The organism is Pseudomonas sp. NY15181, from assembly GCF_048068055.1.
Classification (GTDB): domain Bacteria; phylum Pseudomonadota; class Gammaproteobacteria; order Pseudomonadales; family Pseudomonadaceae; genus Pseudomonas.
This window is the reverse complement of record NZ_JBLUPT010000003.1, coordinates 507,889-531,156: the sequence shown is the minus strand read 5'-3', so window position 1 is coordinate 531,156 and position 23,268 is coordinate 507,889. Positions and strand designations below refer to the sequence as shown.

Here is a 23,268-nt window from a genome sequence, read left to right as displayed (position 1 = left end):
GGTCAACTTCCTCTATCAGCGGAACGCGCCGATCAACGTGTCGAACAGCGAACGGGCAACCTGGATCACCTGGGCCGAGGCACTGTAGTACTGCTGGAACTGGATGAGGTTTGCCGCCTCTTCGTCGAGGTTCACCCCCGACAGCGAGTCGCGGTTGTCCTGCGCCTGCTTGAGCACGGTGGCGCTGGCGTCGGCATTGTTGCGCACCTGCGCGGTCAGGGTGCCGATGCGTTCCACCAGGCCGCCGTAGGAGTCGTTGAAGCTGGTGCCGGTGCTGCCGGTGCCGCCCACCGTGGGTTTGCTCTGCAGGCCGGAGAGCGCCAGGGCGTTGCTGTTGTCGGAGATGCCCTTGGTGTTCATGCCCAGGGTGAAGCTGTCGCCGGCCTGGGGTACGCCACTCAGGGTGAACTCGTAGCTGTATTGATTGCCGGTGCCCGGGTCGGTGTAGTCCAGGCGCAGGGTGTTGGTCTGCCCGGAGGTCAGGCCGCTGGTCGAGGGCGATACGTAGTTCAGCGTGGCGCCCGGCGGCAGCGCGCCGGTCAGGGTATTGGTGGTGGCGTCGAAGCTCAGGGTCAGGCCACTGGCGCCGAACAGGTTCTGCAGGTCGCCGGTCACCACTGGCGAGGGGCCGCTGGTGAGCTTGGGCTGGCCGATGGCGCCGGTGCCCCGGTTGTTGGTGGTGGCCCCGCTGCGCGCAGTGCCGGCGAAGGCCAACTGATCGGCCTTGGTCAGTACCGTCTCGATGTCCGAGGCGCCACGGCGGGTGGGCTGCAGGGTGAAGCCGTCGCCGGCCGGCGGCAGGCTGTTCATGGTCACCTGGAAGCCCTGGTCGCCACCGCTGCCGTCGGCGAAGCTCAGGGTGTAGGGGCCGGCGCCGGTCACGGTGACGTTGATCGGCGCGTTGTCGGAAAGACGCCGCGCGGTGAAGTTGCTGCCGTCGTATTCCAGGCGGTAGTCGCTGGCGCCGAGCTTGCTGGTGTCGGTGATGTTCAGGCTGGGGCTGACGGTGCCGGTGTTGCCCGACTGGGCGATGACCCGCAGCGCGGTGATGGTCGGGTCGTTGATGTCGCCGAACAGCCGGCTGCCGGCATTGCCGGACAGGTCCAGGCCCTGGCCGAGCTGCTTGTTGACGGCATCAGCGAAGGTGACGGCGATCTGCCCGAGCTTGTTGTACGAGGCATCCAGCGCGGTATCGCGGTAGGCCAGCAGGCCGCCCATCTGGCCGCCGGAAACCTGGTTGGTAATGGTCTGCACGGCGCTGCCGCTGACCAGTTGCACCTGGAAGCGAGTCGGGTCGTCCTTGCCCGGCACCACCTGCAGTGCCGAGGTGGTGGTGCCCACCACCAGCGGCTGGCCGGTGCCGATGAACAGGTTGACGCTGCTGTCGTCCTGGGGCACGGCCTGCACGCCGATCAGTTCGGAGAGCTTGCGGATGGTCTCCTCGCGCGCGTCGATCAGGTCGTTGGGCTGGCCGCCGGCGGCCTTGGCCTTGGCGATGGCGTCGTTGTAGCTGGCGACGCTGGTCGCCAGGGAATTGACCTGGTTGGCCAGCGAACCGAGCTGCTGGTTGATCAGGCTGTTCTGCTTGTCGAGCTGGTCGTACAGGGTGTTGAAGGACTTTGACACGCCCTGCGCCTCCGCCAGCAGCGCCTCGCGGCCCTCGGTGGCGGATGGGTTGGCGGCGGCGGTCTGCAGCGCGGCGAAGAACTTCTGCAGCGCCGGGCTTATGCCGGTGGTGGTGTCCGACAGCAAGGCGTCGAGCTGTTCGATCTGCCCCTGGAAGGCGCTCAGTTCATTGGTCTGGCTGGTGGCGCTGCGTACCTGGGAATACAGGAAGTCGCTGGCCAGCCGGCGCACGTCGACCACCTGGCTGCCCGAACCGATGTAGCCGGCGCCGCTGTACTGCGGGATGCCGGTCTGCTGCACCGATTGCTGGCGGGAATAGCCGGGGGTGTTGACGTTGGTGATGTTGTGGCCGGTCACCGTCAACGAGGTCTGGCTCGAACGCAGGCCAGACAGGCCGATGGACAGTAGATCGCTCATTGCTTGTTTTCCTTATCCCAGGGGCGGGGTGTCCGCCGCGGCAACCGCCTGGTACACCTGCATCTGCTTGGCGATCTGCGCGACCTTGCGGGCGTAGTTCGGATCGGTGGCATAGCCGGCGCGCTGCAGCTCCTTCATGAACTGTTCGGGGCGTCCGGTGGAATCCAGCGCATCCGAATAGCGGTCGTTGTTCTGCAGGAAGCTCACGTAGTCGTTGAAGCTCTGCTCGAAGGAGTCGTAGGAGCGGAACGCCGCGACTTCCTTCACTTTCGTGCCGTTCACGTATTCGCTGGTCACCGCCCGCGCGGAGTCGCCGTCCCAGCTGGAACCGGACTTGATGCCGAACAGGTTGTGGCTGCTGGAGCCGTCCTGGTCGCGAATGATGGATTTGCCCCAGCCGGTTTCCAGCGCGGCCTGGGCCACCAGGTAGCGCGGATCGACGCCGATGCGCTGGGCCGCTTTCTGCGCCATGGGCAGCATGGTGGCGACGAACTCGTCCGCCGAGCCGAAGGCCGACTTGCCCGGCGCCAGCGGCGGCTGGGCGTAGCGGCGGCCGCTGACGTCCTGGGCGCCGGCAGCGGAGTCGATGGCGTCCACGGCATTGGCGTAGGACTTGGCGGTCTGCCAGTCGTTGCCGGCCAGCGGCTTGCCCTGCGCTTCCGAAGTGGCGGCCCCCGGCACGATGCCGGCCATCACGCGGTCGGCCAGCTTGCCCGGCAGGGACAGGCGACGGGCATTGAGCATCTTCGAGTCGTCACGGCCTTCCGCAGGTTGCGGCAAAGGCTTGCCGCTGGCGTTGACGCCCGTGCTGGACGGCCAGGCGGAGGCCTGGGCGACCTTGGCGAAGGGGTTCGCAGCGCCCGTGCGCTTGCCGCTGTTCATGTGCGACAGCTGGCGGGTCAGCACGTCCGACAGGCCGATACCGTGGCCCTTGGTGGACAGGCTGACGGCCAATTGCTGGTCGTACATTTCCTGGTACTGCTTGGTGGTCGCGGTGTTCATGAAGTTGCCTTCGGCGAGCACGTCGTTGGCCGAGCGCATCGACTTGAGCATTTCGTTCATGAACAGCGATTCGAATTCCTGGGCAACCTTGCGGATGTTGCCTTCGCTGTCGCGCCCGGCGCCGTTCTTCAGCTGCGCCAGGCGGTTGAGGTCGGTGTAGGCCCCGGAGTTGGTACCGGACGCACCGGCGGAAAGCAGTTTGGCATCCACGGCGGCGTCCTCAGATCACGATCAGGTCGGCCTGCAGCGCGCCGGCCTGTTTCAGGGCTTCGAGGATCGCCATCAGGTCGCTGGGCGCGGCGCCCACCTGGTTAACGGCGCGGACGATTTCATCCAGCGTGGTGCCTGGGCCGAACTTGAACATCGGCTTGGCTTCCTGGTCGGCGTTCACCCGCGAGCGCGGGACCACGGCGGTCTGGCCGTTGGAGAACGGGCCGGGCTGGCTGACGATCGGGTCTTCGGTGATGGTCACGGTGAGGCTGCCGTGGGTCACGGCGGCCGGCGACACGCGCACGTTCTGGCCGATCACGATGGTGCCGGTGCGCGAGTTGATGATGACCTTGGCCACGGCTTCGCCGGCCTGTACGTCGAGGTTTTCCAGCACCGACATGTAGTCCACGCGCTGGTTCGGGTCCAGCGGCGCGCTGACCCGTACCGAGCCGCCGTCGATGGCCTGGGCGACGCCCGGGCCGAGCAGTTCGTTGATGCGGTCGACGATGTGCTTGGCGGTGGTGAAGTCCGGGCGGTTGAGGTTCAGGGTCAGGCTGTTGCCCTGGTCGAAACCGCTCGGCACCGCGCGCTCCACGGTGGCGCCCGCCGGGATGCGGCCGGCCGACGGGACGTTGACGGTGATCTTCGAGCCATCACGACCTTCGGCGTCGAAGCCGCCGACCACCAGGTTGCCCTGGGCCACGGCGTAGGTCTGGCCGTCGATGCCCTTGAGCTGGGTCATCAGCAGGCTGCCGCCGCGCAGGCTCTTGGCGTTGCCGATGGAGGACACGGTGATGTCGATGGTCTGGCCGGGCTTGGCGAAGGCCGGCAGGTCGGCGTGCACGGACACCGCGGCGACGTTCTTGAGCTGCACGTTGCCGACGTTGGCCGGCACCTTGATGCCGAACTGCGCCAGCATGTTGTTGAAGGTCTGCAGGGTGAAAGGCGTCTGGGTGGTCTGGTCGCCGCTGCCGTCGAGGCCCACGACCAGGCCGTAGCCGATCAGCTGGTTGCTGCGCACGCCCTGGATGGTGGCGATGTCCTTCAGCCGTTCGGCGTGGGCGGCCGGCATGGCCAGCAGCGCGCAGAGCACGACCATGGCGCAGGAGCGGACCTTGTCCGCGATCCTGGCCAGGACGCTACGAGAGCCTTCGCGGACAAGGTCCGCTCCTACAACAACACCGGCACGGGCAGTCATCGTCATCACCCTCAGAACGGGAACAGCGGGCTGAGGAAGAAGCGATCGAACCAGCCCGGCTGGCTCGCATCGGCGAACGCACCGGTGCCCGAGTAGGTGATGCGCGCGTCGGCCACGCGGGTGGACGGCACGGTGTTGTCGGTGGCGATGTCGTCAGCGCGGATCAGGCCGGCGATGCGCACCAGCTCGTTGCCGGTATTGAGGGTCATCCACTTCTCGCCACGCACGGAGAGGATGCCGTTGGGCATGACCTCGGCCACGGTGACGGTCACCGAACCGCTCAGGCTGTTGCTCTGCCCCGCCTGGCTGTCGCCCTTGGCTTCGCGGGAGCCGCCATACTCGGCGCTCAGGCTGAGGTCGCCACTGCCGACGGGGTTGTCGGTGGTCAGGCCGCCGCCGAACATCGAGGTCAGGCCGAGCTTGGTCTTGCTGTCCTTGGAGATGTCCGAGTTGGCCTTCTTGCTGGCCTGGGTCTTCTCGTTGAGGGTGATGGTGATGATGTCACCCACGCGGAAGGCCTTGCGGTCGCCATAGAGGTTGTTGTCGAAACCGCTCTGGTAGATCGAACCGTTGTTCTGCGCGGCGGGCATCGGAGTGCGCGGCATGACCGGGGCGTAATAGGGGTCGTCCGGCTTCGGCGCAGGACCGACGCACCCGGCCAGCGCGGCGATGGCCAGCAGCGGAAGAAGGTGGGAACGGTTCATTTACAGCTACCTCTCGGGGAGAGCGACTACGGTTTCACCAGAGCCCGGAGGCTCCGTCATTCACTAAAGATTCTGAGTTACGAACGACAGCATCTGGTCGGCGGTGGAGATGACCTTGGAGTTCATCTCGTAGGCGCGCTGGGTGGTGATCATGTTCACCAGCTCCTCGACCACGTTGACGTTGGAGTTTTCCAGGGTGTTCTGCTGCACGGTGCCCAGGCCGTTCAGGCCCGGCGTGCCGACTTGCGGCGCGCCGCTGGAGCCGGTTTCCAGGAACAGGTTGCCGCCGATCGCCTGCAGGCCGGCCGGGTTGACGAAGTCGGCGGTCTGGATGTTGCCGATGATCTGCGGTTGCGGGTTGCCCGGGGTGGTCACCGAGACGGTGCCGTCCTGGCCGACGGTGAAGGTCTGGGTCTCGTTCGGCACGACCACGGCCGGTTCCAGCGCGTAACCGTTGGAGGTGACGATCTGGCCGTCGGAGTTCAGGTGGAAGCTGCCGTCACGGGTGTAGCCGACGGTGCCGTCGGGCATCAGTACCTGGAAGAAGCCGCGACCGTTGACCGCCATGTCCAGCGGCTGGTCGGTGGTCTGCAGGCTGCCTTCGCTGAAATTCTTCTGGGTGCCGACGATGCGCACACCGGTGCCCAGCTGCAGGCCGGAGGGCAGCTGGCTGTCCTGGGTGGAGTTGGCGCCGGGCTGACGTTTGATCTGGTACAGCAGATCCTGGAACTCCGCGCGGTCGCGCTTGAAGCCCGTGGTCGAAACGTTCGCCAGGTTGTTGGAAATGGTGGTCAGGTTCATGTCCTGGGCCGAAAGACCCGTCTTGCTGACCCACAGTGCCGGAAGCATCGTCGTTCTCCTCGGGCGCCGGATTCATGGCGCCTCGATCAAGTGATTAGCTGAATTGCAAAACCCGCGCCATGGCCGCCGAATCGTCCTCGGCGGTGCGCATCATCTTTACGTGGAGCTCGAACTGGCGGGACAGCGAGAGGATCGAGGTCATCTCCTCCACCGCGTTGACGTTGCTCGCTTCGAGGAAGCCCGACTCGACCTTGGCGTTGGCATCGGCCTGCGGTGCCGGCTGTCCCGGCGCCTGCTTGATGCGCACCAGGCCGTCGAGGCCCTTCTCCAGTTTCTTGGGGTCCGGGGTGACCAGCTTGATGCGGTCCACCTCGGCCACCACGCTGGGGTTGTCGCCCAGGCCGCGGATGCTGATGGTGCCGTCTTCGCCGATGTCGATCTTTTCCTGCGGCGGCACGGCAATCGGCCCGCCATTGCCGATCACCGGCAAACCATCGCCGGTGCGCAGTTGGCCGAGGGCGTCGATTTCCAGGCTGCCGGTGCGGACATAGGCTTCGCCGCCATCGGGCGCCTGCACGGCAATCCAGGCATCGCCCTTGGCGGCGATGTCGAGGTCGCGGCCGGTTTCCTGCAGGCTGCCGGCGGTGAAGTCGGTGGCCGGACGCTCGCTCATGGCGTAGACCCGCGCCGGGAAACTGTCGCCGAACACCTGCATCGAGCGCGCCTGCTCGAAATCACGGCGGAAGCCGTTGGTGGAGATGTTCGCCAGGTTGTTGGCGTGAGCGCGCATCGCCAGGGTGTTCTGGCTCGCTCCGCTCATCGAGACGTACAGCATCTTGTCCATCGAATCCTCCAGGCCCGCGGCGATTGCCGGTCACGGGTGTCTTGGAGGCTATTCAGCAAGGGGCGTGCCAACCCCCCAAAATATAACCATCTATATGATTTATAAGGAAAAAAATAAAAGACCCACCAGTTTCCGGTGCCAAAGCGGCGATGCTCTGCCGCTAGCGGCAAGGCCTCCCACCGACACCAAGCCCCTCCTTCCGATGCTCCGCCAGCTTTTTCCCATCCCCCCCACGCACCGACCTCTACGACCTCCAGGTACGCCAGACCGGAAGCTCAGCCGTCCGACCGTTCTGCAAATCCTCAATGAATCGTCTGATGCTCCCCCTAACTCGTCTTCAACTGCCAGACAGGGTGTTAAAGCTGCTCAGTCCCTTCAGGACCCACGACACCCACCCCGAAAGCGAGTACTTGCCAATGAGTGACTCCCTCTCTTCCCTGACACGACGCAATCTCCTCTCCATGATCGGCATGGCCGCCGGCGGCGCCGTCCTGTACCAAGCCATGACCAGCCTGGGTTATGCCGCCGTACCGCCGTACAAGGGCCCGATGAAGCTACAGGGCGACCCGAAGGGCGCCAGTGTGCTGATCCTCGGCGCCGGCATTGCCGGCCTGGTGGCGGCCTACGAGCTGCGCAAGGCCGGCTACAAGGTGCAGGTCCTCGAATACAACGCCAAGGCCGGCGGCCGCGCCTGGACCCTTCGTGGCGGTGACGAATTCACCGAGTTGAGTGGCATCAAGCAGGTCTGCCGGTTCGATGAAGGGCAGTACATGAACCCGGGCCCTTGGCGCATCCCCTACAACCACTACGCCATGCTCGATTACTACAAGGAGCTGGGCGTCGGACTCGACCCGTTCTTCCAGGTCAACTACAACGCCTATGTCCATGCCTCCGACGCCTTCGGCGGCAAACCGCAACGCCTGCGCCACGTGCAGTGCGACTATCAGGGCGGCGTCTCCGAGCTGCTGGCGAAGATGGTGGGCCAGGGCAAGCTGGACTCGCCATTGACCAAGGAAGACCAGGAAAAGCTGCTGGAATCGCTCAAGGACTTCGGCGCGCTGGACAGCAACTACCGGTACACCAAAAGCCTGGCTTCCAGCGCAAGGCGCGGTTACGACATCGATCCCGGCGGCGGCCTGATGCCAGTGGCGCAGTATTCCGAGCCAAATCAATTGGGCGACGTGCTCAAGTCCGGCCTGTGGGAAGCGATCTCCCAGGGGCAGCTGTACGAATTCCAGACCGCCCTGTTCCAGCCCACCGGCGGCATGGACATGCTGCCCAGGGCCTTCGAGCGCGAGCTGAAGTCCGCCCTGCAATTCAACGCCAAGGTCAGCAAGATCGAGCAGACCGACAAGGGCGTCACCGCCACCTACACCGACCTGAAGACCGGCAAGACCGAGCACGCCAGCGCCGACTGGTGCATCTGCACCCTTCCCCTATCGATCCTCAGCCAACTCGACATCGACGTCAGCGACAAGATGAAGGCTGCCATTGCCTCGGTACCCTATGACACCGCCTTCAAGGCCGGCATCCAGTTCAAGCGGCGCTTCTGGGAGGAGGACGAGCGCATCTACGGCGGCATCACCCGCACCAATCTGCCGATCAACCGTATCAGCTACCCCATGGCCGGCATCAACCAGCCGGGCAAGGGCGTGCTGTTGGCGGCGTACACCTTCGGCGCCGACTCCTTCAAGTTCAGCGCGATGACGCCCGACGAGCGCCTGAAGAAAGTCATCGAGTACGGCGCGCAGATTCACCCGCAGTACCACGGCGAATTCGACAACGGCATCAGCGTCGCCTGGCACCGAGTGCCCTGGACCAACGGCTGCTATGGCCTGTGGACCGAGGAAACGCGCAAGGAGCACTACGACAACCTGTGCCAGATCGACGGCCGCATCCTCCTGGCTGGCGAGCACGCCTCCTACATCCCCGGCTGGCAGGAAGGCGCTGCGCTCTCCGCGCGCGACGCCGTCACGCGCCTGCACCAGCGCATCGTCGGCTGACCATCAGAGGATCACTCCCCATGCAATCACACATCCCTTTTATCGCCCTGCTGACCCTGACCTCGACCCTCGCGCTGGCCGGCCCCGACCCCATGCGCCGAGACGACGCGATCTTCCGGAACGACAACAACAACTTCACCAGCACCGACGGCGCGGTGCTCTACCAGTCCATCTGCCAGGGCTGCCACATGGCCGAGGGCCAGGGCGCCCATAGCGGCGCAGGGATGTACCCCAAGCTTGCCGACAACCCGCGCCTGACCACCCCCGACTACCCCGCCGCCATCATGCTCAACGGCCTGCGCGGCATGCCCAGCTTCAGCGCCTACCTGAACGACACGCAGATCGCCGCCGTCGCCAACTACGTCACCACCCACTTCGGCAACAAGAGCACCCAGACCCTCACCGAGCAACAGGTCAAGCAGCTGCGACCGCCCAAGCCGATCGTTTACCAGGAAGGCTGATCCCCGTGCCCAACGTCTATTCACAGCAGAAGACCGACCGATGAAACGACTCAACCCCTTCGCCCTGGCCCTCTCCCTCGCCATCCTGGCCGAACCGCTGTGCGCCAGCGCCGCCGAGGTGATCCGCTACAAGCTGCCGGACTCCAATTTCCCCATCGCCCTGGCAGTGGAAGTGCCCGAAGGCTACTCGGAAATCCACATCAGCGGCCTGACACCCGGCGCCGTGCCGCAGAAGGACCTCACTGGCGCGACCGCGGTGTACGGCGACACCAGGGCCCAGACCATCAGCGTCCTCGAATCCATCCAGAGCACCCTCAAGTCCATGAGCCTGGGGATGGGCGACGTGGTGAAGATGCAGGCCTACCTGGTGGGCGACCCGAAGAAGGACGGCCGGATGGACTTTGCCGGCTTCATGGAGGGCTACAACCAGTTCTTCGGAACCGCGGCCCAGCCCAAGGTACCCGCACGTTCCGCCATCCAGGTCGCAGGGCTGTTCGACCCCGGCTGGCTGGTGGAGATCGAAGTCACCGCCGTTCGCAAGAAGCCCTGAATCCCCCCTCACACTGCCGGTGCCCGCCGCGGCGCGGGCCTCACATGATCCGCACGCGGGTGCACCCCGCCCCTCTCCCGTTGATTCAAGGAACCTGTTATGAGCCAGACAGTGGCAGAACTCATGGTCGACATCCTGCACGGCGCAGGTGCCAGACACTGCTGGGGCATTCCCGGCGACACTCTCAACCACTTCACCGATGCCCTGCGTCGCCAGGGTGGCATCCGTTGGGTGCATGTGCGTCACGAAGAAGCTGGCGCCTTTGCCGCCGGCGCCGAGGCGCTGATCAGCGACACCCTGACCCTGTGCGCCGGCAGTTGCGGACCGGGCAGCCTGCACTTCATCAACGGCCTGTTCGACGCCCACCGCAACGGTGCGCCGGTGGTGCTGATCGCCAGCCAGATCCTCAGCGACGAACAGGGATTCGATTTCCCCCAGGAGGTCGACTTCCTTCAGGTCTACAGCCGCTGCAGCGTCTACTGCGAGGAAATCCACAGCCCGCAACAGGCCGTGCGCAAGACCCAGCAGGCCGTGCAGGAAGCCCTGAACAAGCGCGGCGTTGCGGTACTGGTGTTGCCAGCCAACATTGCCAGCATGCCCGCGCCGACCGACGCCAAGGCGCTGCCACCGATCAGACCGCAACCCAAGGTGCACCCGGCTGACGACGAACTGCAGCAGATCGCCGCGCTGCTCAATGCCGGCAAATCCATCGCCATCTACGGCGGCATCGGCTGTGCTGGCGCACAGGAGGTGGTGCAGAAACTGGCCGAAGCTCTCCAGGCCCCCATCGCCCACAGCTCTCGCGCCAAGGACTTCCTCGAGCCGAATAACCCCTACAACGTCGGTATGATCGGCATGATGGGGCACGAGTCCGGCTGCTACGCCGTCAGCCAGTGCGATACGCTGCTGATCCTCGGCTCGGGCTTCGCCTGGCGGCAGTTCTACCCGGCGCACGCGACCATCATCCAGATCGACCTCGACGCCAGTCACCTCGGTCGCCGGCATCCGATCAGCCTAGGTGCTGTGGGCGATGTGCGCAGCACCGTGGAAGCGCTGCTACCCCTGATCACGCCGCGTCAGGAGCGCAGTTTCCTCGAACACTGCCTGGAGCGTCACCGCAAGGCATTGGATGACCTGCGCGAACATGCCCAGCCGACCCGCAGCGGGTTGATCCGTCCGCAATACCTGACCAGCCTGATCGACCGCCATGCCCCGGCGGATGCGATGTTCACCGCCGATGGCGGCTCGCCGATGATCTGGATTCTGCGCTACATCACCGCAATGCCTGGACGACGCACGCTGAGCAGCCTGGTCCACGGCACCATGGCCAACGCCATGCCCCACGCCATGGGCCTGAAGGTCGCCTTCCCGCAGCGCCAGGTCATCGCACTGTGCGGCGATGGCGGCTTGTCGATGCTGCTGGGTGACCTGCTGACGCTGGTCCAGGAGAAGATTCCGCTGAAGCTGGTGGTGTTCAACAACAGCGCACTGTTCTTCGTCGAACTGGAGCAACGGGTGGAGGGCATGCTCGATGCCTTCACCAACCTGCAGAACCCGGACTTTGGCCGCGTGGCGGAGTCCATCGGACTGTGGGGGCGTAAAGTGACGCAGTGCGAGGAACTGGAGGCCGCCATCGTCGAATGGCTGGCGCAGCCCGGCCCGGCATTGCTCGACGTGGTGGTCAACCAGGAGCTGGTGATGCCGCCCAAGGTCGCTCCGGAGGCAGTCAAGGGGATGGCTCTGTATGCCGCCAAGGCGGTCATCAGTGGGCACGCCGATGACGTGCTGAAGATGATCGAGAACCACCTCGCCCGCTGACGCCGGGGCACACGCGAAAAGGCCCCAACGGCGCTGCCGATGGGGCCTTTCTCATGACGACGCCTTACCGCAGGTTGATGATGGTCTGGGTAACCGCATCCTCGGTCTGGATGGTCTTGGCGTTGGCCTGGTAGTTGCGCTGGGCGACGATCAGGTCCACCAGTTCGCTGGACAGGTCGACGTTGGAAGCCTCCAGCGAGCCGGACTGCAGCGCGCCGAGGGTGCCCGAGCGCGGGGTGCCGATCACCGGCTCGCCGGACTCCGAGGACTGCACCCAGGAAGTCTTGCCGATCGGGGTCAGGCCCTGGACGTTGGCGAAGTTCGCCAGCACCACCTGCCCCTGCACCTTGGACTGTCCGTTGGTGTAGCGGGCGAAGATGTTGCCCTGGTCGTCGATTTCCAGGCCCGAGAGCTGGCCGGTGGTGTAGCCGTCCTGGTTGACGCTGTTCACCGCGAAGGCGGTGGCGTACTGGGTGGACTTGCGGATGTCCACGGTGATGCCGCTCGCGTTCGGGGTGGCACCGTTGGCGCTCCAGGTCGGCGGGGTCTTGCCGTCGGAGATTGCCGGCACCCAGTCGCCCATGACCAGGGTGCCGTCGGCGGGGTTCACCGAGAAGGCATTGCCGGTACCGTTGTTCACCGGGGTCTGGGTCAGCAGTTGGCCGGCCGGGCTGAAGGTCAGGTTGACCTGGTACGGGCTGTTGCCCATGCCACTGACGGCAGCCAGTACGCTGGCCGGGGTCGCGCCGCTGGCCGCGGCGGCGGCGTTGGCGGCGGCAATGGCGGCAGGTGTTGCGCCGGAACCGGCAACGGCGGCGGCAACGCTCGCCGGGGTGGCGCCGGCAGTACCGGCCGCGGTGGTCGCAGCACCGATGGCCGTGGCGTCATCGGTCGGATTGGCCGGGTTGCGACCGTCGACCAACACGTTCATGGTCCAGTCGTTGGGCCCGGTCTTGGTGAAGTACTGGGTCAGCACGTGGGCGTTGCCCTGGCTGTCGTAGATGTTCACCGAGGTCGAGGAGTTGTAGGTGGTCGGGTCGCTGGAGTTGAACGGGGTGACCGTCGGCGTGGTGTTGGTGGAGTTCAGGTTGAAGGTCTGGGCGATCTGGCTGGTGGCCTTCGGCGCCTGGTTGCCGGTTTCGATGTGCAGGTCGCCGACCACGCCGTTCTGCAGCTGGCCCTGGGCATTCACCGCGTAGCCCTGCAGGCGGTAGCCGTTGTTGTCGACCACGTAGCCGTTCTTGTCGGTGCCGAAATAGCCGGCGCGGGTGTAGCTGACCGCACCGTTGTTGCTGGTGACGAAGAAGCCGTTGCCGTTGATGGCCATGTCCAGCGCGTTCTGCGTGGCATCGATGGTGCCCTGGTTGAACAGCTGCGAGACGTTGGACAGCAACACGCCGCTGCCGACCGGGTTGCTGCCGGAACCCAGCACCGAGGCGGCATACACATCGGAGAACTCCGAGCGCGACTGCTTGAAGCCGACGGTGCTGGCGTTGGCGATGTTGTTGCCGGTGGTATTCAGGTCACTGGAGGCGGCCTTGATACCGCTGAGCCCGATATTGAAAGACATCTCTTATCTCCTTGTCGGTTTCGCCGACTCGAATCTGTTCAGTCGGGCCCAAGCCCGCCAGCGGCGCCTTACTGGCCGATGATCTGCACTTTGGACAGGCCGATGCTGCCCAGCCCGGCGAGGTTCAGCGTCAGCTCGCCGCCGTTCTGCCCGAGGGTCACGCTGTCGACGTTGGCCGGCAGGAAGGTGGTCAGGCCATAGGTCTTGCCTTCGTAGTTGGTCTGCGCCTCGAACTTGTAGCGTCCCGGCGGCGCGAGATTGCCGCTGGAATCCTTGCCGTCCCACATGAAGCTGACGTTGCCGGCGGCCTGCTGGCCCATCTCGACGCGGTTCACCAGGGTGCCCTTGTCGTCGTAGACGTTGACCCAGCTGTTGGCAGTGGAGATCGGCATCGTATAGGTGCCCTTGAAGGTCTCGGAGGTATCGACCATCGACTTGTCGGTCGGCACGATGACCTTGCGCCCCACCAGCGAGGAGGCCTGCAGGGCCTGGGACGACTGGTAGTTGGAGAGCATGCTGTCCATGCTGGTGTTCAGCGACTGGATGCCTTCCACGGTACTGAACTGCGCCAGCTGGGCGATGAACTCGCCGTTCTGCTGCGGCGACATCGGGTCCTGGTTGTTCATCTGCGCCACCAGCAGCTTGAGGAACTCGTCCTTGCCGAGCTTGCTGTTGCCGTTCGTGCCGCTGGTGCTGCTGTCCTTGTTGATCGCATATTGGTCCAGAACCGAGCTGGAGCCCTTGATGCTGCTGTTGTCGATGCTCATCGTGCTTCCTCAGCGCTTACTGACCCAGGGTCAGGACCTTCTGCATCATCTGCTTGGCGGTGTTCATCATTTCCGCGTTGGTCTGGAACGCGCGGCTGGCGGAGATCATGTCGGCCATCTCCTCCACCACGTTGACGTTCGGGTAGTACACGTAGCCATCCTTGTCGGCGGCCGGGTGGTTGGGCTCGTAACGCGGGATCAGCGAGCTCTTGTCCTCGATCACACCCAGCACCTGCACGCCGGAGCCGGCCTGGTCGGTGTCGCCGAACAGCGAACCCTGGTCGCCGCCCTGGGCCTGCTGGAACATGGTGGAGAACACTGGGTGGCGGGCGCGGTAGGTCTGGTCGACGCTGGAGGAAACGGTCTCGGCGTTGGCGATGTTCGAGGCGGTGGTGTTCAGACGGGTGGTCTGGGCACTCATGCCGGTACCGGCGATGTTGAAGACACTGGCGAGCGACATGGCGATTACTCCCCGCGCAGGGCGTTCATCAGCCCTTTGAACTTGTTGTTGAGGAAGGTGAACGAGGCCTGGAACTGCACGGAGTTCTCCGCGTAGTTGGACTGCTCGATCTGCTCATCGACGGTGTTCTGGTCCATCGAGGGCTGGAAGGGCGTGCGGTACTTGAGGGCGTCCTCACCCATGCCGAAGCCTTCGGCGGCGATGTGGCGCTCGTTGGTACGGGCCGCGTTGAAGGTGCCGCTTTTCATCTTGTCGGACTGGGCAGCCAGCACCGAAGCGAAATCCAGGTCGCGCGCCTTGTAGTTCGGCGTATCGGCGTTGGCCAGGTTGTTGGCCAGGACTTCAGCGCGCTGGGAGCGGAAGCTCAGTGCTTGCTGGTGGATGCCTAGGGCTTTGTCGAAGCTGATGCTCATGGTCGCGAACCTGTTTGCCGGTGTGGGCTTGCCAACACTTCAGCAAGGTGCGTGCCAGATTTATACATCATTTAAAATCAATGACTTGAGCATATTTCGAGAGCGGCAATAGGCGGCAAACAGCGGCAAGCGGCAACCGCTTTCCCTTGCCGCCGGGGATAAAGCGGCAAGCTTGCCGCCCTCCTCCGCTTGGCCGCATGCGGCTCTTTTTGTAGGAGCGAGCTTGCTCGCGAAGGGATTTGCCGGCGGCAACGGAGTCAAGCGGTTCGCGAGCAAGCTCGCTCCTACTAGGAAGAACGGCATTTGCGGTCCTACGTTCCGGCCGCACCGCTACTCCCGTAGGAGCGGACCTTGTCCGCGAAATCCATCATGCGGAATTCGTGTCACAGGAGAGGCACCAACCGGTGCCGCCATCCGGCGCCGGCCGGCCTTGCAGGCGGATCGCGGAGAAGCTCCGCTCCTACGAGAGCCGAGCAGGACTCAGGCAAACGGTGCAGGCCATGCCCGCAACCTCATGAATTCCAGCAACAAGAACCCCGCCCGAACAGGCGGGGCAACGGCCAATCACTTGGCCTTGTAGATGATCCCCGGACTGCACTGGACCATCTGGTAGTGGTCCGGCAGTGCGTTGAGCGCCTCGGAGGCGCCGAGGAACAGATAGCCGCCCGGCTTCAAGGTGGCATGGATGCGCATCAGAATGTCGCGCTTCACCTCGGCGGAGAAATAGATCAGCACGTTGCGACAGAACACCATGTCGAACTTGCCGAGGGTGGCGTAGCTGTCCAGCAGGTTCAGCGCACGGAACTCCACGCGGCTCTTCACCGCCGGCTTGACCGTCCAGCGCCCCGGCGTCTTCTGGTCGAAGTAGCGGACCAGGCGCTCCTGCGACAGGCCACGGCCGATCGCCAGGCTGTCGTACTCGCCGGCCTTGCATGCGGTGAGCATGGAGCCGGACAAATCCGTGGCGACGATCTGCACACCGGCCTTGAGCTGGCCGAGGTTGGTGCGCTCGAACTCGTCAATGGACATCGACAGCGAATAGGGCTCCTGCCCCGAGGAGCAGGCCGCCGACCAGATGCGCAGGCGCTGGCCCGGCGACGCCTTGATCATCTCCGGCAGCACCCGGTTCTTCAGCACCTCGAAGGGATAGGTATCGCGAAACCAGAGGGTTTCGTTGGTGGTCATCGCGTCGACCACCTGTTCGCGCAGCTGGCTGCGCATCTGGATCTTCTGTACCAGTTCGCCCAGGGACTTGATGCCCTGCTGCTCCATCAACTTGTTCAAGCGGCTGGAGACCAGGTACTGCTTGTTGGCGCCCAGGAGGATGCCACAGGTCTTCTCCAGGAAATCCCGGAACAGCTCGAATTCAGTATTGGTGGATGTCACAGATAGACCTCTTTACTCGTGGACGCTTGCCGCCGACGCGGCGGCAGGCGCCTGACCGGTGTTCAAAAAACCATAGCCGAATACTTGGCCCCGAGCGGCACCGGTGCCGCTCGATCTACCTCGCGGACTCAGGCCGCCGTGCCATCCACGGCCCTGATCCGATCCGCCACGCGGGCGGCCAGGTCATCGGGACGGAATTTGGCGAGGAAGTCGTCAGCGCCGACCTTCTTCACCATGGCCTGGTTGAACACCCCGGACAGCGAAGTATGCAGGAGAATGTGCACATCCTGCATGCGCGGGTCATGACGGATCTCCGCGGTCAGGGTGTAGCCGTCCATTTCCGGCATCTCGATGTCCGAGATCACCATCAGCAACTCGCTGCCCGGATGCCCGCCCGCCTCCACCATCTGCCGCAGGTAGTCCAGCGCCTGGCGGCCGTCGCCCAGCGCCAGCACCTCGACGCCGACGGTTTCCAGGCAACGCACCAGCTGCTTGCGCGCCACCGAGGAGTCGTCCACCACCAGCACGCGCTTGCTCACCGCGCGGGCCTGGGTTTCGGCATCCAGCACGCCCTCGGAGATGTCCTCCGGAGTCGGCGCCACTTCGGCGAGGATCTTCTCCACGTCGATGATTTCCACCAACTGCTTGTCGACCCGGGTGACCGCCGTCAGGTAGTGGTCGCGGCCGGTGCCCTTGGGTGGCGGATGGATCGACTCCCAGTTCATGTTCACGATGCGCTCAACCGAATGCACCAGGAAGCCCTGCACCTTGGTGTTGTACTCGGTGATGATCACGAAACTGTTGCTGATGTCCCGCAGGGCGTGACGCCCCGTGGCCAGCGCCAGATCGAGGATCGGGATGGTGCCGCCGCGGATGTTCGCCACCCCGCGCACCACCTGGCTGGACTTGGGCATCACGGTCAGGCGCGGGCACTGCAGTACCTCTTTCACCTTGAACACGTTGATCCCGTACAACTGGCTGCCGTTCAGCCGGAACAGCAGCAGCTCGAGACGATTCTGACCGACCAGCTGCGTACGCTGGTTGACTGAATCCATGACTCCGGCCATTGAGCCTCCCCTGCACGCAACGCCGCCTGACCCGTCAGGCGGCACGACCATTGCTTAACCCGTTGCATGAAACAGGCAACGACATTTTTCCGACAGCTCCGAAGCGCGCGCGACCTCATGGCCGCCCTACTCGGTGTGTGCGCTGCGCTGGCCGCCGGCCCCACGCGGGCCGACGCCTTTACCGCGCCTGAAATCCTTATCGGCTCCACCCAGGGCTTTCTTGAGTTCAAAGTGGAAGATTATCTGCAGAGCAGCGGAATTGAAGCACGCTATGAAATCGAAGTGGCGCGCATCGATCCCCGCCTGCGCCTGGTGCAGTGCGACAAGGACTTGACGCAGGCCCTGGAAAGCCCGGCGCAGCCGGTCGGGCGCGTCACCGTGCGGGTGCGCTGCGACGGCAGCTCGCCCTGGACGGTGTTCGTGCCGGCCACGGTAAAGCTGTTCCGCCAGGTCGTCGTCACCACCCAACCGCTCAAGCGCGACCACGTCATCGACGCCGCCGACATTTCGGTGGTGGAGCGCGACGTCGGTCCGCTGACCCAGGGCTACCTGACCGACCCGCAGCGGGTGATCGGCCTCAAGCTCAAGCGCGCCACGGTGAACGATCAGGTGCTCGCGCCGGTCTTCCTCGAACAGGCCGAAGCGATCCGCAAGGGCGACCAGGTGGTGATCCGCGCGCGCACCAGCGCCATCAACGTGGTGATGCCCGGCGAGGCACTGTCCGACGGCGTGCCCGGACAACAGATCCGCGTGCGCAACCTGCGTTCGCAGCGTATCGTCAAGGCACGTGTGGTGGAGCCCGGAGCCGTCGAAGTCAGCCTGTAGAACGCCGAAGCTGGCATGATGGGCGCAGCCTTCACTAAACTGTGCTCGGGTGCGCAAAAAATCGGCCTAAAGTTTTCCGCCGGCCGGCCGAAAAGCTTGGCAAGCGTCCAAATACCTCCAGAGGTTTTCAACATGGTTATCGACTTCAACCGGCTGAACCCGGCCTCTACGCCAGCTACCACTGGCCGTAGCGGGGCTGCGCAGAACGGTCGCAGCGAAGCCCCGGCCGAGTCTGCCACCACCAACGCCCCGGCCAAGAGCGGCGAATCGGTGCAGCTCAGCGATACCGCCCAGCAGTTGCAGAAAGTCAGCGATCAACTGAAGGACCAGCCCGTGGTCGACAAGGAAAAAGTGGCCCGCATCAAGCAGGCGATCGCCGACGGCAGCTATCAGGTCGACAGTCAGAAAGTCGCCAGCAAGCTGCTCGATTTCGAATCCCAGCGCTGACCTACGCGTCGCGCCGGGGAACCGCCAGCCCCTGCCAGCAAAAGTGCCGAGCCCAAGATGTCCGATGCCCTGCTTTCCCTGATCAACGGTGACATCGACGCAGCCCGTCAGCTGCTGCAACTGATCGACGACGAATACCAGGCGCTGCAAGCGCGCGATCTGGCACAGCTGCAACAGCTGCTGGAGCACAAGGTACCGTTGATGCAGCAGCTCGAACGCAACGGCCGCGAGCGCGCCGCCGCACTGCAGCAGGCAGGTGTCAGCGTGGATCGCCAGGGTCTTGAGCAATTCGCCCAACGCAGTGGCAACGGCGAGCTGCTGGTGCGCGGCGACGAACTGGGCGCACTGCTCGACCAGTGCCAGGACGCCAACCAGCGCAACGGCCGGATCATCCGCGCCGGCCAGGCCAGCACCGGGCGCCTGCTCGATATCCTGCGCGGGCAGGACACCCCCAATCTCTATGACCGCCGCGGCAGCTCGACCCAGAGCAGCCGCCAGCGTCCGCTCAGCCAGGCCTGAGCACTGGCCTGACGGCCCGCCTTTGGGCACAATGCCAGCATCGCATTGCCCCGTGCCATACCCATAACAAACACAATCTAGATGGAGATCCGCGGACCGTGGCCAACCTGTTTGTCGAGGAAAACGGCCCTCAACCACCGAAGGTACTCAAGGCTCCGGTGGAGATCCATGCCAGTCTGCGGACGCTCATGGACAGCCACGATCCCCTGGTAGTCACTTTCGAAGGCCGCAACCAGCGCTTCCAGAGCTTCGTCGTCGAGGTCAACCGCGAGCGCAACCTGATCGCCCTGGACGAACTGATCCCCAACGACGGCGAACGCTTCCTGCAGAACGGCGAGCCGCTGCGCATCGAGGCCTTCCACGAGGGCGTGCGCATCGCCTGGGAATCCAGGCAGAACGCCTATTTCGCCGAGATCGACGGTGCCCGCTGCTACTGGCTGCCGGTGCCGGACGAAGTGCTCTACCACCAGCGCCGCAACGCCTACCGCGCCAGCGTCAGCCAGAGCCAGCCGGTGGCGGTGGAAATCGCCGGCGACAAGCTCAAGGCGCCGCTCAAGGGTAGCCTGATCGATATCTCCGCCACGGGCTGCAAGGTTCGCCTGGAGGGCAACGTCAGCGACCGCCTGCAACCGGGCCAGGTCTACGAGCGCTTCACCGCCCGCCTGCCCTTCGGCGCCATCACGCTGGAAGTCGAACTGCGCCACGTGCACTTCGAGGAAAAGGTCGGCGTCAGCTTCGCCGGCCTGCGTTTCCAGCAGGTCACCGGCCTGGTCCAGCGCAACATCGAGCGCTTCGTCTACCAGTTGCAGCGTGAAGCCCGGCGCTTCGAGAAAGACGAGCTGTTCTAGTCCGTCCGGGCGGCAAGCGCTTGCCGCCCTTCCCTTGCGGCCTTATGCGGGCCGGCTTTCCTCTTCCGCTTCCGGCGCCGCCACCGAGCTGTCGGTACCCTTCATCTGCGTCGCCACCGCGCGGTCATCGACCCGCGGGTCGAGCGCTGCCGACAGCGGCGACGAGGCCAGGCTGTCAGGCGTGGCCACGTGCTTGACCGGCGCCTCGTCGACCCGGTGCATGCCGCTGACCTTCTCCGGCTGCACGCGCCAGATCAGGATCAGCGAGCAGGCGCAGACGAAGGCGTAGAGCATGTTCGGGCCGAACAGCTTCATCAGCGCGCCGGCCGCCAGCGGCCCGATGCAGGCACCGACGCCGAAGGTCACCAGCAGCATCGCCGTCAGCGACACGCGGCGGTCACCTTCGACGTGGTCGTTGGAGAACGCCACCGCCAGCGGATAGAGGGTGAACTGCACCAGGCAGACCAGGAAGCCCGCCGGCAACAGCAACACCAGGGACAGCGACATATCCGGCAGCGGCAACATCGGCAGCAGCGCCAGCGGCAAGGCGAAGAGCAGCAGCAGGATCGCCGCGTTGCGGATCAGCACGGCGCGGTCGTAGCGGTCCGACAGCCAACCAAGCGGCCACTGCACCAGGAGGCCTGCGAAGATGCAGCCGCCCATGAACAGGCCGATCTGCTCGGTGGTCAATCCTTGCTGTGAGGCGTAGAGCGGCGCCAGGCCGTAGAACGCGCCGATCACCAGGCCCGACACCAGCACGGTGGTCAGCGACTGCGGCACCCGCTGGAGGAAGAAGCGCGGCTCCAGCGGCGCCGGGCGCAAGGGCGCGGGGTGGACCTTGTGGGTGATCGCCACCGGAATCAGCGACAGGGCGAAACACAGCGCGATCATCATCGGCAGTTCCGGCCCCAACCCCGGATGCACCACCAGCACCAGTTGGCCGAGCACCAGGCCAAGGTAGGACGACACCATGTAGCCGGCGAACACCAGGCCGCGCTGGCGCGCATCGGCCTGCTCGTTCAGCCAGCTCTCGATGACCATGTACTGGCACATCATGCCCAGGCCGATGGCGGTACGCAGCACCAGCCAGAAGCCCAGCCAGGGCAACAGGCCGATGCCCAGCACCGCCGCCGTCACCAGGCCGCCGCAGGCGACATAGGCGCGGATGTGGCCGACGCGGGCGATCAGCCGGTGGCCGATCTTGCCGCCCAGCACCAGGCCGAGGTAGTAGGCCGCCATCATGGCGCCGATCCACAGCCCATCGACCTTCTCCGCGCCCAGACGCAGGGCGAGGTAGGTACTGAGCAGACCGGAACCGGTCAGGAGCATGACAGCGGCGAAGTACAGAGCGCGAAAAGCGGTGACGATCCGGAGCATCGGACCTCCTGGCCCAAGACAACCCCGGGACGGCACCCGGGCGACGGAAAGCGGGACTTGCCGTGACACCTTAGAGCCTGCCAGACGGCGCGTCGAGAGGCCTGCCGGGCCTGGAACAGAGCGGGTCGCGGAGCGTGCCGCCAGGCATCCTGAAGGATGACGGCGGGATGAACGAGGATGCCGGAGAAATGCCCGCCGATCGCAGCCGCGCCGGTGTTTCGGCGCGACTGTCTCGGCGTGCCCGCGCAGCGATCAGGCCTGGGCGGCCAGCACGCGGCGCTCCCACGGGGTGATTTCGTCGAAGAAGCTGCTCAGTTCCATCGACTTGGTCGCGGTGTAGCCATCAATGAACTCGTTGCCGAATACCTCGCGCGCCAGCTGGCTGCGCTTGAGGCGCTGCAGCGCGTCGTACATGGTGCACGGCAGCAGCAGCGCTTCGGGCACCTCGAACTCCCCCTGGATCGCCTCGGTCGGCTCCAGCTCGCGCTCGATGCCGTGCAGGCCGGCGGCCAGGCTCGCGGCGATCGCCAGGTACGGGTTGGCGTCGGCGCCCGGCAGGCGGTTCTCCACGCGACGGGCCACCGGCGCGCTGGCCGGAATGCGCAGGCCGGCGGCGCGGTTGTCGTAGGACCAGCAGGCGTTGTTCGGCGAGGCGTAGGGGTGGCACAGGCGCTGGAAGGAGTTCACGTTCGGTGCGAACAGCAGGGTGAAGTCCGCCAGGCACGCCTGCTGGCCGCCGATGAAGTGGCGGAAGGCCGGCGTGGCGTCGCCGTTGGCGTCAGTGAAGATGTTGCGGCCTTCGCCGTCGACGATGCTCTGGTGGATGTGCATCGAGCTACCCGGCGTCTTCGCCAGCGGCTTGGCCATGCATACCACGATCAGCCCGTGCTTGAGCGCGACTTCCTTGAGAAGGTGCTTGAACAGGAAGGTCTGGTCGGCCAGCAGCACCGGGTCGCCGTGCAGGAAGTTGATCTCGAACTGGCTGGTGCCCATCTCGTGCATGAAGGTGTCGCGCTCCAGCCCCACCGCCGCCATGCAGCGGTAGACGTCCTGGAAGAACGGACGCAGGCCGTTATTGGAGGACACGCTGAAGGCCGAGTGGCCGATCTCGCGGCGACCGTCCGGGCCGAGCGGGGCCTGGAAGGGTTCGTTGGCGTCGGGGTTGGGAGCGAAGACGAAGAACTCAAGCTCGGTGGCCACCACCGGGCTCCAGCCGCGTTCGGCGTAGCGCGCCAGCACCCGCTTGAGCAGTCCGCGGGTGGACAGGCCGGAGGGCTGGCCGTCGAGCTCCACCGCGTCGCAGATGGCGAAGGCGCGGGGCTCGTCGCTCCAGGGCAGGCGGTGGATCTGGGTCGGCTCGGCGACCAGGGCGAGGTCGCCGTCGTCGCTGCCGTAGAACCTCGCGGGCGGGTAGCCACCCATGATGCACTGCAGCAGGACGCCGCGCGCCAGCTGCAGGCGGCGGCCGGTGAGGAAGCCTTCCCCGGTCATCACCTTGCCACGCGGCACCCCGTTGAGGTCGGGGGTGACACACTCGATCTCTTCGACTCCAGCCAGACGCTCGGCGAGCGGGCTGCGTAGATCGCTACTCATGACTTCTTATCCTTGTACTTCTTGTCTTTGTCACAGGAGGCCGCGCAGAGTGCGCTGCCTGTACAAAATACGCACCACGCGTTCGATATTTCAAGCGGTACGGAGAAGGGAATTTCCGTAGGAACGGACTGCGTCCGCGATCAGGCTGACAGATCGATAGAAGCGCATCGCGGACAAGGTCCGCTCCTACCGCACAGCTCTGTGCTCGGATCGGCCCTCACCCTAACCCTCTCCCAGGGGGAGAGGGGACCGTTCGGTGCAGAAGGAAACCTTGGCGTCAGCCGGCACGATCTGCCCCCTCTCCCTGAGGGAGAGGGATGGGGTGAGGGGGAAGACGCAGACACGGAATTGTCCGGGGGCAA

General features: G+C 65.1%; 22 protein-coding genes. 8 read left to right on the top strand and 14 right to left on the bottom strand.

The window, feature by feature from the left end; translation table 11 throughout:
* Nucleotides 1–15: 15 nt before the first annotated feature.
* From flgK to ACNFBT_RS11180, 6 genes are all read right to left on the bottom strand, one after another.
* Complete coding sequence (gene flgK / locus ACNFBT_RS11205; RefSeq protein ID WP_416749247.1) at nucleotides 16–2,043, bottom strand: flagellar hook-associated protein FlgK; 2,028 nt, start codon at nucleotides 2,041–2,043, stop codon at nucleotides 16–18.
* Nucleotides 2,044–2,055: 12 nt separating this feature from the next.
* The gene (flgJ, locus tag ACNFBT_RS11200; RefSeq protein WP_416749245.1) at nucleotides 2,056–3,255 is read right to left on the bottom strand and encodes a flagellar assembly peptidoglycan hydrolase FlgJ; all 1,200 of its coding nucleotides are present in this window, start codon (nucleotides 3,253–3,255) and stop codon (nucleotides 2,056–2,058) included.
* Nucleotides 3,256–3,265: 10 nt separating this feature from the next.
* Entirely contained in the window at nucleotides 3,266–4,354 is a 1,089-nt protein-coding gene (locus tag ACNFBT_RS11195) for a flagellar basal body P-ring protein FlgI (RefSeq protein WP_416749464.1), read from the bottom strand.
* A 110-nt stretch (nucleotides 4,355–4,464) separates the two neighbouring features.
* Complete coding sequence (gene flgH, locus ACNFBT_RS11190; protein WP_416749243.1) at nucleotides 4,465–5,157, bottom strand: flagellar basal body L-ring protein FlgH; 693 nt, start codon at nucleotides 5,155–5,157, stop codon at nucleotides 4,465–4,467.
* A 63-nt stretch (nucleotides 5,158–5,220) separates the two neighbouring features.
* Nucleotides 5,221–6,006, bottom strand: coding sequence for a flagellar basal-body rod protein FlgG (flgG, locus tag ACNFBT_RS11185; RefSeq protein ID WP_416749241.1), 786 nt, complete (start codon nucleotides 6,004–6,006; stop codon nucleotides 5,221–5,223).
* Nucleotides 6,007–6,052: 46 nt separating this feature from the next.
* Nucleotides 6,053–6,802: a flagellar basal body rod protein FlgF gene (locus ACNFBT_RS11180; RefSeq protein WP_416749239.1), complete on the bottom strand. Its 750-nt coding sequence runs from the start codon at nucleotides 6,800–6,802 to the stop codon at nucleotides 6,053–6,055.
* 416 nt (nucleotides 6,803–7,218) lie between these two features.
* Here ACNFBT_RS11180 and ACNFBT_RS11175 point away from each other — a divergent pair, with 416 nt between their 5' ends.
* The 4 genes from ACNFBT_RS11175 (at nucleotide 7,219) to ACNFBT_RS11160 (ending at nucleotide 11,634) form a co-directional block, all read left to right on the top strand.
* A complete protein-coding gene (locus ACNFBT_RS11175) occupies nucleotides 7,219–8,805 on the top strand; it encodes a flavin monoamine oxidase family protein (protein ID WP_416749237.1) in 1,587 nt (528 codons plus the stop codon).
* 20 nt (nucleotides 8,806–8,825) lie between these two features.
* On the top strand, nucleotides 8,826–9,266 hold the full coding sequence (locus tag ACNFBT_RS11170) for a c-type cytochrome (RefSeq protein WP_416749235.1): 441 nt from the start codon (nucleotides 8,826–8,828) through the stop codon (nucleotides 9,264–9,266).
* Between the two features lie 40 nt (nucleotides 9,267–9,306).
* Complete coding sequence (locus ACNFBT_RS11165; protein ID WP_416749233.1) at nucleotides 9,307–9,816, top strand: RidA family protein; 510 nt, start codon at nucleotides 9,307–9,309, stop codon at nucleotides 9,814–9,816.
* Nucleotides 9,817–9,915: 99 nt separating this feature from the next.
* Nucleotides 9,916–11,634, top strand: coding sequence for a thiamine pyrophosphate-dependent enzyme (locus tag ACNFBT_RS11160; protein ID WP_416749231.1), 1,719 nt, complete (start codon nucleotides 9,916–9,918; stop codon nucleotides 11,632–11,634).
* A 64-nt stretch (nucleotides 11,635–11,698) separates the two neighbouring features.
* Here ACNFBT_RS11160 and flgE read toward each other — a convergent pair whose 3' ends face one another.
* From flgE to ACNFBT_RS11130, 6 genes are all read right to left on the bottom strand, one after another.
* A complete protein-coding gene (flgE, locus tag ACNFBT_RS11155) occupies nucleotides 11,699–13,204 on the bottom strand; it encodes a flagellar hook protein FlgE (protein WP_416749229.1) in 1,506 nt (501 codons plus the stop codon).
* Between the two features lie 68 nt (nucleotides 13,205–13,272).
* Nucleotides 13,273–13,971: a flagellar hook assembly protein FlgD gene (gene flgD / locus ACNFBT_RS11150; RefSeq protein WP_416749227.1), complete on the bottom strand. Its 699-nt coding sequence runs from the start codon at nucleotides 13,969–13,971 to the stop codon at nucleotides 13,273–13,275.
* A gap of 16 nt (nucleotides 13,972–13,987) precedes the next feature.
* Entirely contained in the window at nucleotides 13,988–14,431 is a 444-nt protein-coding gene (gene flgC, locus ACNFBT_RS11145) for a flagellar basal body rod protein FlgC (RefSeq protein WP_416749225.1), read from the bottom strand.
* 5 nt (nucleotides 14,432–14,436) lie between these two features.
* The gene (gene flgB / locus ACNFBT_RS11140) at nucleotides 14,437–14,844 is read right to left on the bottom strand and encodes a flagellar basal body rod protein FlgB (RefSeq protein ID WP_416749223.1); all 408 of its coding nucleotides are present in this window, start codon (nucleotides 14,842–14,844) and stop codon (nucleotides 14,437–14,439) included.
* Between the two features lie 564 nt (nucleotides 14,845–15,408).
* Complete coding sequence (gene cheR, locus ACNFBT_RS11135; RefSeq protein WP_416749221.1) at nucleotides 15,409–16,230, bottom strand: protein-glutamate O-methyltransferase CheR; 822 nt, start codon at nucleotides 16,228–16,230, stop codon at nucleotides 15,409–15,411.
* Between the two features lie 128 nt (nucleotides 16,231–16,358).
* Nucleotides 16,359–17,297 (bottom strand): chemotaxis protein CheV, encoded by a 939-nt coding sequence (locus ACNFBT_RS11130; protein ID WP_416749219.1) that lies wholly within the window; start codon nucleotides 17,295–17,297, stop codon nucleotides 16,359–16,361.
* A 117-nt stretch (nucleotides 17,298–17,414) separates the two neighbouring features.
* Here ACNFBT_RS11130 and flgA point away from each other — a divergent pair, with 117 nt between their 5' ends.
* The 4 genes from flgA (at nucleotide 17,415) to ACNFBT_RS11110 (ending at nucleotide 19,936) form a co-directional block, all read left to right on the top strand.
* A complete protein-coding gene (flgA, locus tag ACNFBT_RS11125; protein ID WP_416749217.1) occupies nucleotides 17,415–18,122 on the top strand; it encodes a flagellar basal body P-ring formation chaperone FlgA in 708 nt (235 codons plus the stop codon).
* 132 nt (nucleotides 18,123–18,254) lie between these two features.
* On the top strand, nucleotides 18,255–18,569 hold the full coding sequence (gene flgM, locus ACNFBT_RS11120) for a flagellar biosynthesis anti-sigma factor FlgM (protein ID WP_416749215.1): 315 nt from the start codon (nucleotides 18,255–18,257) through the stop codon (nucleotides 18,567–18,569).
* Nucleotides 18,570–18,626: 57 nt separating this feature from the next.
* The gene (locus ACNFBT_RS11115) at nucleotides 18,627–19,088 is read left to right on the top strand and encodes a flagella synthesis protein FlgN (RefSeq protein WP_416749213.1); all 462 of its coding nucleotides are present in this window, start codon (nucleotides 18,627–18,629) and stop codon (nucleotides 19,086–19,088) included.
* 98 nt (nucleotides 19,089–19,186) lie between these two features.
* The gene (locus ACNFBT_RS11110; protein WP_416749211.1) at nucleotides 19,187–19,936 is read left to right on the top strand and encodes a flagellar brake protein; all 750 of its coding nucleotides are present in this window, start codon (nucleotides 19,187–19,189) and stop codon (nucleotides 19,934–19,936) included.
* Between the two features lie 42 nt (nucleotides 19,937–19,978).
* Here the strand turns inward: ACNFBT_RS11110 and ACNFBT_RS11105 are convergent, their stop codons facing one another.
* Together ACNFBT_RS11105 and ACNFBT_RS11100 are read right to left on the bottom strand one after the other, a co-directional pair.
* Nucleotides 19,979–21,313 carry an MFS transporter gene (locus tag ACNFBT_RS11105; protein WP_416749209.1) on the bottom strand — a complete coding sequence of 445 codons (1,335 nt, stop codon included), beginning with the start codon at nucleotides 21,311–21,313 and terminating at the stop codon, nucleotides 19,979–19,981.
* 252 nt (nucleotides 21,314–21,565) lie between these two features.
* Nucleotides 21,566–22,804 (bottom strand): glutamine synthetase family protein, encoded by a 1,239-nt coding sequence (locus tag ACNFBT_RS11100; RefSeq protein WP_416749462.1) that lies wholly within the window; start codon nucleotides 22,802–22,804, stop codon nucleotides 21,566–21,568.
* Between the last annotated feature and the right edge of the window lie 464 nt (nucleotides 22,805–23,268).